Origin of the sequence: Butyrivibrio sp. INlla16 (genome assembly GCF_900104155.1) — a bacterium.
In the GTDB taxonomy this organism is placed as follows: Bacteria; Bacillota; Clostridia; order Lachnospirales; family Lachnospiraceae; genus Butyrivibrio.
The window spans coordinates 1-13,642 of record NZ_FMYB01000071.1 but is presented as its reverse complement, the minus strand read 5'-3'; the positions used below and the strand labels follow the sequence as shown (position 1 = coordinate 13,642).

Annotated in this window: 15 protein-coding genes; 9 read left to right on the top strand and 6 right to left on the bottom strand. The window is 42.8% G+C overall.

Going from position 1 to position 13,642, the window contains the following annotated elements:
• The coding region (locus tag BLR42_RS20270; RefSeq protein ID WP_207648521.1) for a hypothetical protein at positions 1-197 on the bottom strand (197 nt) is incomplete at its 3' end.
• Between the two features lie 157 nt (positions 198-354).
• Between BLR42_RS20270 and BLR42_RS20265 the strand changes: the two genes are divergently transcribed.
• Both BLR42_RS20265 and BLR42_RS20260 read left to right on the top strand, forming a co-directional pair.
• On the top strand, positions 355-1,284 hold the full coding sequence (locus tag BLR42_RS20265) for an AEC family transporter (RefSeq protein WP_091873098.1): 930 nt from the start codon (positions 355-357) through the stop codon (positions 1,282-1,284).
• A gap of 6 nt (positions 1,285-1,290) precedes the next feature.
• Positions 1,291-2,022, top strand: a complete 732-nt coding sequence (locus tag BLR42_RS20260; RefSeq protein WP_091823597.1) for a spermidine synthase — start codon at positions 1,291-1,293, stop codon at positions 2,020-2,022.
• 38 nt (positions 2,023-2,060) lie between these two features.
• On the opposite strand, the gene BLR42_RS22490 is transcribed toward BLR42_RS20260, so the two are convergent.
• The gene (locus BLR42_RS22490; protein ID WP_139165224.1) at positions 2,061-2,822 is read right to left on the bottom strand and encodes a hypothetical protein; all 762 of its coding nucleotides are present in this window, start codon (positions 2,820-2,822) and stop codon (positions 2,061-2,063) included.
• A 78-nt stretch (positions 2,823-2,900) separates the two neighbouring features.
• Between BLR42_RS22490 and BLR42_RS20250 the strand changes: the two genes are divergently transcribed.
• Entirely contained in the window at positions 2,901-4,334 is a 1,434-nt protein-coding gene (locus BLR42_RS20250; protein WP_091873096.1) for a hypothetical protein, read from the top strand.
• A gap of 80 nt (positions 4,335-4,414) precedes the next feature.
• On the opposite strand, the gene BLR42_RS20245 is transcribed toward BLR42_RS20250, so the two are convergent.
• The 4 genes from BLR42_RS20245 to BLR42_RS20230 all read right to left on the bottom strand — a co-directional run bounded on the left by BLR42_RS20245 (position 4,415) and on the right by BLR42_RS20230 (position 7,325).
• Positions 4,415-5,005: a cytidylate kinase-like family protein gene (locus BLR42_RS20245; RefSeq protein WP_091873094.1), complete on the bottom strand. Its 591-nt coding sequence runs from the start codon at positions 5,003-5,005 to the stop codon at positions 4,415-4,417.
• A 15-nt stretch (positions 5,006-5,020) separates the two neighbouring features.
• Positions 5,021-5,764 (bottom strand): amino acid ABC transporter ATP-binding protein, encoded by a 744-nt coding sequence (locus tag BLR42_RS20240; RefSeq protein ID WP_091873091.1) that lies wholly within the window; start codon positions 5,762-5,764, stop codon positions 5,021-5,023.
• Positions 5,754-6,425, bottom strand: coding sequence for an amino acid ABC transporter permease (locus BLR42_RS20235; protein ID WP_026498122.1), 672 nt, complete (start codon positions 6,423-6,425; stop codon positions 5,754-5,756). Before BLR42_RS20235 ends, BLR42_RS20240 begins: the two co-directional genes overlap by 11 nt.
• A 78-nt stretch (positions 6,426-6,503) precedes the next feature.
• Positions 6,504-7,325 carry a transporter substrate-binding domain-containing protein gene (locus BLR42_RS20230; RefSeq protein WP_091873088.1) on the bottom strand — a complete coding sequence of 274 codons (822 nt, stop codon included), beginning with the start codon at positions 7,323-7,325 and terminating at the stop codon, positions 6,504-6,506.
• A 192-nt stretch (positions 7,326-7,517) separates the two neighbouring features.
• On the opposite strand from BLR42_RS20230, the gene BLR42_RS20225 reads away from it, so the two are divergent.
• From BLR42_RS20225 to BLR42_RS20195, 6 genes are all read left to right on the top strand, one after another.
• On the top strand, positions 7,518-9,077 hold the full coding sequence (locus BLR42_RS20225) for an ABC-F family ATP-binding cassette domain-containing protein (protein ID WP_091873085.1): 1,560 nt from the start codon (positions 7,518-7,520) through the stop codon (positions 9,075-9,077).
• Positions 9,078-9,381: 304 nt separating this feature from the next.
• The gene (locus tag BLR42_RS20215; RefSeq protein WP_091873081.1) at positions 9,382-10,275 is read left to right on the top strand and encodes a LysR family transcriptional regulator; all 894 of its coding nucleotides are present in this window, start codon (positions 9,382-9,384) and stop codon (positions 10,273-10,275) included.
• A gap of 89 nt (positions 10,276-10,364) precedes the next feature.
• A complete protein-coding gene (locus BLR42_RS20210) occupies positions 10,365-11,486 on the top strand; it encodes an aldo/keto reductase (protein ID WP_091873079.1) in 1,122 nt (373 codons plus the stop codon).
• A gap of 170 nt (positions 11,487-11,656) precedes the next feature.
• Positions 11,657-12,238, top strand: a complete 582-nt coding sequence (locus tag BLR42_RS20205) for a xanthine phosphoribosyltransferase (protein WP_091873077.1) — start codon at positions 11,657-11,659, stop codon at positions 12,236-12,238.
• 18 nt (positions 12,239-12,256) lie between these two features.
• On the top strand, positions 12,257-12,781 hold the full coding sequence (locus BLR42_RS20200; protein ID WP_026498118.1) for a SprT family zinc-dependent metalloprotease: 525 nt from the start codon (positions 12,257-12,259) through the stop codon (positions 12,779-12,781).
• Positions 12,782-12,805: 24 nt separating this feature from the next.
• Entirely contained in the window at positions 12,806-13,312 is a 507-nt protein-coding gene (locus BLR42_RS20195) for a shikimate kinase (protein ID WP_091873075.1), read from the top strand.
• Positions 13,313-13,642 lie beyond the last annotated feature (330 nt).

The window sequence follows — 13,642 nt, the reverse complement described above, 5'->3', positions numbered from 1 at the left end:
CGTCTTTCTTCGTATGGCTGGTCATAAACCTTGCATCGCTTACCACATATAGGGCATTTCCATTGCTGCCCTTTGCGAGGATGAATCCTGGCTATAAGAACCTTTTCATCATAGTGGTTCTTTGAGACTTTGATATCATCAATAATCGTATCATTGACATTTAAGAGTTCCTTGAATAAAGTAGTAGCTGAAGTCATCTGGATCCTTTCCTTTTGTGTTTCTTAGTCAGCTACACTTTAAGGAAAGCCAGATGGCTTTTCAAGTATATATTGTTATGTTGTTAAGGTGCGTAGGCTTCCACACATATGCCAGAGGCCTCTAAAGATTCTTGTTATACCCGAAGGAGTTATAAAGATGGTAATGCTTAAGCAGATGATAATTCTGTTCGTTTTAATGGGCGTAGGAATTATCTGCAGAAAAACTAAGATGATGAACGATGCGGTCAGTAAAGGAATGTCCGCCATCGTAGTAAATATTGCAAGTCCGGCATTTATTCTGTCTGCGGGAATAAACCAGGAGACATATATCGGACATGACATGCTGATAACCTGTGCAATAGTAACGGTTGTTATCTATGCAGAGCTGATAATTATCGCGGTTTTCCTGCCAAAGCTCCTTCGAGTGGATGCTAAGCATGTGGGAACCTACAGAGTTATGACGATATTTTCAAACATAGGCTTCATGGGCTTCCCTATAATTCTTGCGATGTATGGCGAGACGGGACTTTTATATGCCGCGTTTTTCCAGTTTCCCTTCAACCTTCTGATCTACACCTATGGTATAAGTGTTATGCAGGGTGATAGCAAAGACGGAGAAGGGCTGAATATCCAGTGGAAAAAGATCTTTAATGTAGGCGTCATAGCAGTTTTTGTGTCCGTTGCACTCTTTTTATTCAGGGTGAGGGTTCCAGCTTCCATTGAGAGTGTCATAGATTCTCTGAGCGGCCTTACGGTGCCCATGAGTATGATGGTAATAGGTTATTCTCTTGCGGGAATGAAGCTTAAGGAGCTGTTTTCCAAAAAGAGGCTCCTGGTATTTGCATTCATTAAGCTGATCATAATACCTGTTGTTACCATTTTCTGGCTGCATTTCTTCATCACGGACAAGATTCTGCTCGGTGTATGCTTTGTTATGGTTGCAACTCCCGTAGGAAGTATGACTGCTATGCTGGCGGAGGCCTATGACGGTGACAAAGAGACAGCATCTATGGGCGTTGCGCTGACGACACTTTTATCCGTGGTTACGATTCCGCTGTGCGGATTGTTTGTTCAAAGCCTGAGGTAGCAGTTGATGACTACATTAGAGATTCTGAGATTACTTATTTTTCCTAAAACTGTATACGTGAGTGAGGATCGTAGACTTTCTGTGGTCGACAGAATTGAGGACGGGGAAGCTGTCAGGATTTTTTATTCAGATAAAACCAGAGAGTCTGGAGTTTATCTGGAAAAACATAAACGTAAGTATCCGCTTTTTAAATATATGGTGATGCTGAAGGATATCTGCAGAAAATACAGCGGATTACATAAGGCACTCATGATAGGCGGTGGAGGGCTGGTTTTTTCAGAGGTATTCCTTGGAATTGATAAAAAGAATTCCATGACCGCGGTGGAGATGGATAATCGCTGTATAGATGTAGCAGACAGATTCTTTGGAATAAAAGAAAGCGACAGGCTTGAGATAAAATGCATGGCAGGCGAAAGCTATATATCACAGATTGCGGAATATAACCTTAGAGTAAGTGATAATAAGAAAATTCTCTATGATTTTATCCTGTACGATGCTTATGTAGGAGACAGGATAGCCAGAGGGCTTGTTACCGAGAATATGCTGAAAATGGCAAAGATGATCATGAAGCCTGATGGAATTATCGCTATGAATGTTATCAACGATGCAGGTGGAACTGTGAAGATGCAGACTTATATTACGCAGAAGTTCCTGCAGGGGATATTCAAATATACGAGCCTTACAATGTGTGAAAACAGAGGAAACAGTATTCTTCTGGCTTCTGACAGAATGCTATAGATGAGTCATACAATATTGTATGGGTGGTTGTATGGTGGTCATACTCCGACATATCTTCGGCGAAGGTATATACCTAAACCCAGTAGCCCGAAGGTCTCAGTGAAGTGGAAGATAAGTGAGGACCATACAATACCTATTCTATAGTCGCCTACAGTTACTGTCTGCATTCCGAGAAGGACGAAGGATATCAGGAAAAAACTTATAAGTAAAAGGGCCATTGCTTTTAATAGTCTGTCCTTAAGACATATTCCCGTCATGAAAAGACCGAGAAGTAGCGCCACAAGAAGGCTTATATATTTAAAGCCGTGAGAGCTGTTGTAAATCATGACATATTGCTCACGAAGTTCTTTCGTGTAATCGGCAAGTTCTGTAAGATTCAAAATGAATTTCCTATATACAATTGAAGAAATATCATAAACAAGGCGTACGCCGACCAGTATCACGCCCCAGAGCTCAAGGAGCTGGATTATTGCATCACCGGAGAGAGTCGGAACGCTTGAGCCCATTACCTCCTGCTGAAGGACCGCCATTTTGAGTTTGTCGGATTCCTCCACGACAGAGAGGGATTTTTTTAGCGCACGCCATTTTGACACGAAAACAAAAGCCATCACGAGAATCATGAGTGATGACACGATAAACTGACTCATCAGAATGCGGGAATTCAGCATGTCCGGACGGGATGCGTTTTTCGATCTGATGAGCTGTCTTGCAATAAACAGTATTAAGTTCGCCAGGAGATGAATTCCTGACGCGCAGAATAGTGAATCCGATAAATAATGAGTTTTTCTGTTTATGAACATATTGTTATTTTATCACGCTTTGATATAATGGAACACTGTACGAGGGGACAAAAACATTTATAAAATGGAGGAAAGTGTATGAGAAAGTTTTCAAAAATCGGTGCAACCGCACTTGCGCTTGCGCTGTCCGTAGCGTTCGCTACGCCGTCTTCGGTTAATGCCGCAGGCTATCCTATCAGGTATATTGAATTAGAGAAGGAAAAAACAAATGTTACATATTCCAGTAAGCTTATTACCGAAGATAATACGATAATATACCAGACTACGGATTATAAGGCATTTCAGGCGGAGGCTGCGAAATATTCCGGCGATAGCACTGTTAAGAGAGTGACCACTACAGTCAAGGGAAACAAAACATATTATTTGGTAAGGACAACAGTTAAAAACGAGATTTCGGGAGCAACCGGATCAGATGCAGATCCGAAGGCTACATATGCTGAGGAGGAGACATTAACTAAGCGAATTTATATAAATTCTGATGGACCGACTCTTTTGGGTGTCGGACTCAGAAATGGCGATGTTGCCATAAAGAAGCTTAAATCATCCAAAAACAGTGTCCTCACAGCAACAATTGACCGTAGTAAGGGCGGTGTTGCAAAGACTGATGAAAATGCTGATATTGAAAAGGATAAGAATGGAAATTATTATTACCGTACTTCAACAGGACAAAAGATAATAATTCCGAAGAATGCTAAAGGAACCGGATACGACAAAGAATCAGCAGAATATAAGAATTCAAACGGTTCAGCTGCGGCAGTCTACATAAAGCTTACCCCTAAGAGATGCGGCACATCAAAGGTTTCCTTTGCTGTTTACAATAAATACGGTAAACAGACAGGAAAGATTGCTGTTAAGATCACAGTAAGAAGTGATGGAGATGTCTTTAAGACCTTCTCTTTTGGTGGAAAATCCCTGATTCAGAAACACTATGGGGACAAAAACTATATAAACTATGGCAGAAAAGTAAATTCCTATGATTATAATCTTTCAACAAAGAAAAAAGGCAGGCTTGTAGTTAAGGCCAATAAGGGCTATAAGATTGTAAAAATTCTCGTTGGAACGTATGAAAAGCCGAAGTCTATAAAAGGCGTGGATTATGATAAGTATTCCAATACATACTATGATGTTGATAGTGAGTATGGATCTTCGTCTGCAAAAGGTAAGACGAATGCTACACCCCATGATTATAACGGAGACGGAGATGTATTGGATAAGGTTTATGGTAATTACGAGTACAATCGTGGTATGAAATACAAGACGGTTAAGTCCGGAAAAACCATAAAGCTTGGACAATATGGATCTAATTCAGGAAAGTGGACTACAACAGAAGTTGACAAGGATGCTAAACTAGGAAATAAGACTACGACTATTGACGAAGTATATTACTCAGACTATGCGCCTACAAATATTATGGTAGTCTACTACGATATTGAAGACAAATACTATGGAGTAACCAGCACAACCATCTATGCGAAGGCTAAGCAGCCTAAGGGTAAGAAATCAAAGAAATAATTTTGGTTTGATGGATATAGTTAAAGCCTCGGAGCTAATCATACTCCGGGGCCTTTTTAATGGTTTTGGATGTTATTATATCAGGTATCCTGCGCTGCCTTGCATATAAGATCAACACAGCCGTCAATGCCTAACGTTGAACTCTTTACCGCCAGATCATAGAATTCGGCGCTTCCGAAAGTGGTATCGGTGTAGTGCTTACAATATTTCTTCCTGGTCCTGTCAACTGAATGCATATGCTCGAGAATTTTCTCATCAGAGACACCGGGCATTTTTCCGCGCATGCGCTGCAGGCGGAAATGCTCAGAGGCAGCGATGAAAACGTGGAGAGTGTGGTCGTACTCTTTAAGAATGATATTGGCGTTTCTTCCGACAATTACGCAGTTACCCTTTTCAGCGACTTTTTTTATCGCTTCTTTTTGTGCATTGAAAAGGCGCTCATCCAGGGGCTTGTTATAGAAATCAAAAAGACTCTGGCCGAATCCGAACTCTGTAGGAACACGCTCATCGTAGTAGCGGACTTCCTCCGGAGAGAGGTTACCGCTTTCGATAGCAGCTTTTAATATCATATCCTTGTCACCATAATAGAATCCGAGTCTGTCAGCGACAGCCTGGCCGATGGTGCTTCCGCCGGCACCAAACTGTCTGCTTATAGTTATTATATTCTTCATAAATTCCACCGTTATTTATAAGACTTTATTTAAGAAATCTATGGTTCTTTCTTCTTTGGGATTAAGGAGAACTTCCTGAGGAGTTCCTTCCTCAACGATATAGCCCGCATCCATGAAGATAACCCTGTCGGCCACCTCACGCGCAAAGCCTATTTCATGCGTTACGATAACCATGGTCATTCCGTCTGCCGCAAGGTCTTTCATAACCTGCAAAACCTCGCCTACCATTTCGGGATCGAGAGCAGAGGTGGGTTCGTCGAAAAGCATGATGTCAGGTTCCATGCAAAGAGCTCTTGCGATAGCTACGCGCTGCTTCTGACCGCCTGAAAGCTGGCTGGGGAAGCTGGATTCCTTGTCAGCAAGACCGACCTTCTCAAGCATTTTCTTGGCCCTCTTTACGGCTTCATCCTTGCTGCACTTTTTGAGCTGAACGGGAGCCAGAGTCAGGTTGTCCAATATGTTCAGATTGTTGAAAAGGTTGAAATGCTGGAAAACCATTCCGATGTTTTCGCGGACATGATTGATGTTTATCTGCTTTTGAGTGATATCTTTTCCATCAATAACAACTGTTCCCGATGTAACCTTCTCAAGCTTGTTGAGACAGCGAAGAAAGGTCGATTTTCCGGAACCGGAGGGGCCTATTACACAGACCACTTCACCCTTATGTATTTCTGCGGAAATGTCCGAAAGTACTTCCAGACTTCCGTAGCATTTTTTTAAATTTTGAACTTTTATTTTGATTTCGTTTTTATCTGCCAACGCTGAGCCTCCTTTCAACCACCTTTGCGCTTCGTGAAAGGATAGTTATAACGATAAGGTACATGATTCCGACGATGGCCCATGTCTGGAAGGACATGAAGGTGTTCGCCTGCACATTTTTAGCGGTGTTGACGAGCTCCGGGAAGCCGATTACCGACAAAATCGAGGTATCCTTAAGTGTAATTATGAACTGGTTGATGAAAGTGGGAATCATGGTCCGAATAGCCTGAGGAAGAACGACTTTTCTCATAGCCATTCCGTAGGTGAGACCGAGTGATCTAGCTGCTTCCATTTGACCGATATCAACTGACTGAATGCCCGCGCGGACAATTTCAGCCATATATGCGCCGCAGTTCAAAGCAAGACAGATAGTTCCTGCCTGCAGTGCGGTCAGACTTATTGAAAAGCCTCCGATGATTGTATTGAAAAAATACGGAACTCCGAAATAAACAAAAAACGCCAGAACAATCATAGGAACGCCTCTTATGACGTCTACGAATATCTGGGAAATGATGTTACAGGCTCTGTTTTTAATGACACCCATTATTCCGAAGATCATACCGATGATGCATGCAAAAAACAGGCCCAGAAGGGCAAGAAGAAGTGTTCTTCCGAGAGCCACCAGCAGCATACCGCCATATACTGTAATAATCTTAACCATTTATTTGTTCCTCATAAAAATGCACAATAGCCTGCAAAAGCCCCATAATGAGGCTTTTTGCAGGCAATAATAATCGGGTTATTCACCAAGATATTTAGCTATGATCTCGTCGTATTTTCCGTTTGCCTTGATGTTTGCAAGTCCCTTGTTGAACAGGTCTACAAGCTCCTGATTGTCTGCGTTGAAGATAGCAAAGCCGTACTGAGCGGGATCATTACCTGTTCCGTCCACGATTTTCATGGAGAGTCCGGAATCCTTGATGTTGGCAGCCATGATCGGTGTGTCATCAAAAGTTGCAGCAACCTGTCCGCCTACAACGGCCTGATACATGGTCGGTGAATCCTCGAAATATGTAACAGTGAAGCCGTACTGATCAGCAAGACTTTCAGCATAAGATGCGCTCATAGTACCTGTCTTAACAGCAACAGATTTGCCGCTAAGGCCGTCAAAGCCTGTGATGTCTGAAGATGCTTCTACAGCCATGCTCTGGTTTGCATCATAGTAGCCGTCTGAGAAGATCCAGCCGGACTCTTTTCTCTCATCTGTGATGGATGCGCCGGCGATCATACCGTCTGCCTGACCTGCCTGGCAAGCAGCGATTGAAGCGTCCCAACCAAGAACCTGCATCTCATATTTAAAGCCCTGATCCTCAGCGATAGCTGCGAGAATATCCATATCAATTCCGACAAAATTTCCGCTGTCATCGGTGTACTCAAATGGCTTGAAGGATGTATCCGTAGCGATTTTCCAAACTTTGCCCGAAGCATCGCCTGCGGGAGCCTCTGCAGCTGCCTCATCAGTGCTTGATGCAGGCTGTGTTGACTCGCCTGAAGCGCCGCCACAGCCGGCTACAGTAGCCATCATACATGCCATTACAATACCTAACAATTTCTTTTTCATAACCTCTCACTCCTTCCGTGTACGATTGGAATTTATCTAAAAAAATGGGGCATCGGCTAATCGAAATAGCAGACGCCCTTGTCTTTGATATTGATAATATAGCGGATTTTCGGCTGTAATGCAAGGTTTTAATTCGCTCTTCAAATGACTGCCACCATGCAATATACTGTATTGATAGAAAGGAGCAACTAAATGAGTATTTTAAATGTTGAACATCTGACACATGGTTTTGGAGACAGGGCTATTTTTGATGATGTGTCATTCAGACTCCTCAAAGGGGAGCATATAGGACTTGTGGGAGCAAACGGTGAGGGAAAATCCACCTTCATGAATATAATCACCGGTAAACTCATGCCTGATTCGGGCAATATCGAATGGGCTAAGAATGTTAAGGTCGGATATCTTGACCAGCATGCGGTCCTCAGAGAGGGTATGACGATAAGAGATGTCCTCGCTTCAGCCTACGAGCCTCTTTTTGATATGGAAAAACGCATGAATGAAATCTGTGACGCGATGGGTGAGGCAGATGAAAAGCAGCTTGAGGAGTATATGGAAGAGCTGGGAACAATCCAGGATCTTCTGACAAATCACGATTTTTATCTGATAGACTCCAAGATCGAAGAGGTATCAAGGGCGCTGGGATTTCTGGAGCTTGGCCTGGAGCGCGATGTAACGGAGCTTTCCGGTGGACAGAGAACCAAGATTCTTCTTGCAAAGCTATTATTGGAGAAGCCGGATATCCTTCTTCTGGACGAGCCCACAAACTATCTGGACGCAGAGCATATCGTCTGGCTGACCAGATATCTCCAGGAATATGAAAATGCCTTTATTTTAATATCGCATGATATTCCCTTTATAAACAATGTTGTGAATATCATTTATCACATGGACGGACAGACTCACAGTCTCGACAGATATGTGGGTGATTACGATAAGTTTATGGAAGTCTATGAGGTAAAGAAAGCACAGAGAGAAGCTGCATATAACAGACAGCAGCAGGAGATTGCGGATTTAAAGGATTTTGTCGCCAGGAATAAGGCAAGAGTTGCAACCAGAAACATGGCGATGGCGAGACAGAAAAAGCTCGATAATATGGAGCTTATTGAGAAGATTCAGGAAAAGCCCAAGCCGGAGTTCTATTTCAAGACAGCGAGGACACCGGGGAAATACCTGTTTGAGCTAAAGGATCTCATAATAGGCTATGATGAGCCGCTTTCAAAACCGCTCAATCTGGCAATTGAGAGAAACTCATTTCTGGTACTTGCCGGTGCAAACGGAATCGGTAAAACCACCCTGTTGAAGAGTATTTTGGGAATAACACCCGCTATTTCAGGTAAGGTTACTAGGGGTGAGAACGTCGAAATCGGGTACTTTGAACAGGAAATGTCACCTGATATAGAGACAACCTGTCTCGAGGAGATATGGAATGAATTCCCGTCATTTTCCCAGTATGAGGTTAGGTCAGCTCTGGCAAAATGCGGTCTTACCACCAAGCATATAGAGAGTAAATGTAAAGTACTCTCCGGTGGTGAACAGGCAAAAGTCCGCCTGTGCAAGCTTATGAACAGGGAATCCAATATTCTTGTACTCGACGAGCCCACAAACCACCTTGATGTAGATGCTAAGGAAGAGCTTCACAGAGCGCTTAAAGAGTACAAGGGAACCGTGCTTATGGTCTGTCATGAGCCTGAATTTTACGAGGATCTTGCTACGGAAGTAATAGATTGTACAAAGTGGACGACTAAGATATGACAAGCTAATACCAATATTGTATAAAATAAAAAATCCGCGGCGAGGCCGCGGATTTTAAACTTTATGCAAAAGTCTTATAGTATTCTTCAAGTGCTTCCTCAATCATTTTAAAAAGATGTCTCATAACCTGTCCCCCTTTCTTAAACAAGATATGTACTATATGTTTCATCTCATGCCGTTTTCCTTCGGCGTTATTTCGTATTTCCTTTAGCTGATTACAGCATAACACCTTGCATAGCTGTTGTATAATACATATATAAGAGGATATGATATACCTAAAAGGTATATGTGAAAGGAGAGCATTATGGAACTTCGACATATCAGATATTTCCTTACAATAGCGGAAGAAGGCAGTTTTACAAAGGCTGCAGAGAAGCTATGTATCGCGCAGCCTCCGCTCAGCCGGCAGATAAGGGATCTGGAGGAGGAGCTTGATACGCAGCTGTTTGTACGGAAGGCAAGAGGACTTGAGCTTACGGAGTCAGGCGAGCGATTTATGCAGTACGCAAGGCGTATTAAGCAGCTCTCCGACCAGTCTCTTGAGGATATCAGAGAGATGAGAGAAGGCCTTACAGGCAGGCTGTACCTTGCTACGGTTGAAGGACACGCACCTGAACTGTTCGCGAGCTGGATTTGTGATTTTAAGAAAAAATATCCCCTTGTTGAATACGAGGTGTGGAACGGAAATTCCGACGATGTTGTGAAGAGAGTTCATGCAGGGCTAAACGAAGTAGGAGTTATAACGCTTCCCTATGATGAAGAGGGTCTGGACGGGCGGCTTGTTTACACGGAGCCCTGGGTTGCAATGATACCGGAAAATCACCCACTTGCCACAGAAAAAGGCGATTCCATAGAAATCGCCAAGCTTGCACCCTATGAGCTTATTATTCCCTCCAGAAGATCCAGAAGAAAAGAGATAGAGAACTGGTTTGCACCATTAAACTGTGAACCAAAGATAATCTGCCGTATAGCGCACATGCTGAACGCCTACGAACTGACTGCGGGCGGGCTTGGAATCGCAATTTATCCCGCATCTGCAGCCAAATATATCAGTAAAGGCGTGGTTATTAAGCGCATCGTCAAGCCGGATGTCACTGCAGGCTATGTACTGGTCAAAAGTTCAAAACGCAATCTTTCCAAGGTTGCAGAGGAATTCTGGAACATGGTTAACGGGATATATGACGACGACAAAAAATGACAGATTGAATCGCGAAATATAAGAAGATGGAATTGATAAATAATCGCTATAATTATTTGCAGGATTTCTGGTTTTTTTAAGGAGGTTTTATGGCTATTAATTTAAATAACATGCCAAAGCTTGGATTTGGCCTTATGCGTCTTCCGGAGTCTGATGGGGCAATCGACATGGAGCAGGTCTGCAAAATGGTGGATCATTATATGAAAATGGATAAGCGCTATTTTGATACTGCCTACGTATACCATGGCGGCAATTCTGAGGTTGCTGCGAGAGAAGCCCTTGTAAAGAGGTATCCAAGAGACAGCTTCATGCTGGCTACTAAGCTGCCTGCGTGGGAAATTAAAAAGGAAAGCGATGTAGACAGGATTTTTGAAGAGCAGCTTGAAAGAGCAGGTGTTGATTATTTCGATTTTTATCTCCTTCACTCAATAGAAGATGGTTCAAACTATGATACATATGTAAAGTATGGCTGCTTTAAGTGGGGAATCAAGAAAAAAGAGGAAGGCAAAATAAAGCATTTTGGTTTTTCCTATCACGGCAGCCCCGAGCTTCTGGAGGAGATTCTTGACGCGCATCCTGAGGTTGAATTTGTGCAGATACAGCTTAATTATCTGGACAGAACCAACCCCGTAGTACGCTCAGAGGCCCTTTATAATATTCTGCATGAGAGAAATATTCCGATTATCGTTATGGAGCCTGTAAGAGGAGGCATGCTCGCTAATATGGCTCCCGATATTGAAGCAAAGTTCAAGGCAAAGAGACCTGATGATTCCGTGGCTTCCTGGGCTCTCAGGTTTGTGGCATCACTTCCCGGGGTAATGACTGTATTATCCGGTATGTCAAATGAAGAACAGATTATCGATAATATAAAGACCTTTACGAATTTTGAACCTGTTTCCGAAGAAGAGCAGGCTATAATTGATGAAGTGACACAGGCGATCCTCAGTATTCCCCAGATAGGTTGTACAGCATGTAAATACTGTACCCCGGGATGCCCTCAAAACATCAGTATCCCCGATGTTTTCAGGACAATTAATACACTTAGAAGGTATCCCGATGACTGGAGATCCAAGAATTTCTATAACGGGCTCAAAGGGCGATCGGGAGCCGCTTCCGACTGTATCGGCTGCGGACAGTGTGAAGGAGTTTGTCCTCAGCACCTGCCAATAATCAGCCTTCTGAAGGAAGCCGCTGAAATTCTGGATAAGTAACCTGTGTGCCGGGAAAATGAGTATATATACAAAAAGCTGTCTTCGGGCAGCTTTTTTATTTCACTAATAATTTAGAAATCTAGCAAAGCAAATTATTATATAATAAATATGCAGCTTTGGTGTTTAATAGCAGGAACGGATATAGTAGTTTTTTATGAGGAGGAACAATCATGAAGATTCTTGAGGAAAAGATTCTTGAGTGTGGCAAGGTATATCCCGGAAACATTCTTAAAGTGGACAGCTTTTTGAACCATCAGATTGATGTAGGGCTTCTGGAAGTGATAGGAGAAGCTTTTTACGAGAAGTATAAGGATAGAAAGATAACCAGAATTCTTACTATCGAAGCTTCAGGAATAGCGATAGCCTGCGCTGTTGCTAAGCACTTTGGAGTTCCGGTTGTTTTTGCCAAGAAATCCAAGAGTCTTAATATTGGTAATGATGTATATGTATCAAGGGTGAGTTCCTTCACATATGGAAAAGAATATGATGCAATAGTTTCGAGAGAATATTTAAATTCGGATGACCATGTTCTCTTAATCGATGATTTCATAGCTATCGGGAATGCCATGAAAGGACTGGTAGAAATCTGTGACCAGGCAGGAGCAAAGGTGGAAGGCATAGGAATTTGCATAGAAAAGGGATTCCAGCAGGGAGGCGCGGACTTAAGGCAGATGGGATACGACGTCACTTCTCTTGCTATTATCGATGAGATGAAGGACAACGGCGAGATTATTTTCAGAGAGGCTGACTAACGGAGATAACAGAACTACATGAAGGATTTTGAAGCATTAAAAGAAAAGAGTCTCAGCGATGTAAAAAGCGCGGGGATACAAATAGGCAATATTGTATCCTGGGAGATTAACAAAAGAGCAAAAACAAGATGGGGACAGTGTAAAAAGAATATTGATGGTACGTACGCAATACAGATATCATCAGCGCTTCTTACGGATGACCGAATTTCCGAAAAAGCCGTGTTGGAGACCATGATCCATGAGATACTGCATACCTGCAAGGATAGTATGAATCATACAGGGCGCTGGAAGAAAAATGCGGATATTATGAATAGAATCTACGGCTATAACATAAAACGCATAACCAGGGGCAGTGAGAAGGGAGTAGAGGATTACAAGAGCACTCCGCTGGCGATAAAATACGTTTTTACCTGTAGAGGCTGCGGTGCCAAGATATACAGAAAACGCGATTCGAAATTTACAAGAAATTACAGGCGTTATGGTTGTACAAGATGCGGTGCAGTTGCATGGTCCAGGCAGACTGTGGCGGAAATTAAATTGTAATTATAGAGATTGGATAAACTGGAAATGAAGAAAGACAATATTATATTGATTGGTATGCCGGCTTCGGGTAAGAGCACGATGGGAGTTGTTCTTGCGAAGATTCTTGGATACAACTTTGTGGACGCCGATCTGGTAATCCAGAAGCGGGAAGGAAAAAGACTGTCCGAAATCATCGAAGAGCAGGGAATTGAGAAATTCATTGAGATTGAAAACAGGACAAATTCCGAGATAGAGGAAGAAAAAAGTGTCATTGCTACCGGTGGAAGCGTAGTTTACGGCAAGGAGGCAATGGAGCACTACAAGAATATAGGGAGAGTAGTCTACCTCAAGGTGGATATGGAAGAGCTGACAAACCGCCTGCAGGATGCGAAACAGCGCGGCGTAGTCATGAGAGAAGGGCAGACTCTTTTATCCCTCTACAATGAGAGAAGTGCGCTATATGAAAAGTATGCGGACATCACAATTGAGGAAAAGGATCACAACCTTGAAGAAGTGGTGGAACTTACTCTACATGCACTAGGTGGAAAGTAAAACTTCCTCGTCAAAGCCTTCATAGCCTTTCGGAATTGAAGGGCATTTAGACCATAAATAGAGGGGATTCGCCCCTAATGAACATTGTAAAGTAAATACTATCCCCAAAAGAAAGATGAAAGCGATGATTCTGTGATATATGTCCTAAAAAAGGCGTACTTTAACACAGCACCTGTTTTAAATGACTTTTTTGATCAGTGTGGTAGAATATTATCAGTTGATCAACTAAAAATCAGGCGGCTTGTGCGAATATATCTTTGACAGGGTTATCGGATTGAGCTTTGCCCCAGGCATCAAGATGCTGACACATCATGATGCAATAGAGGCGGC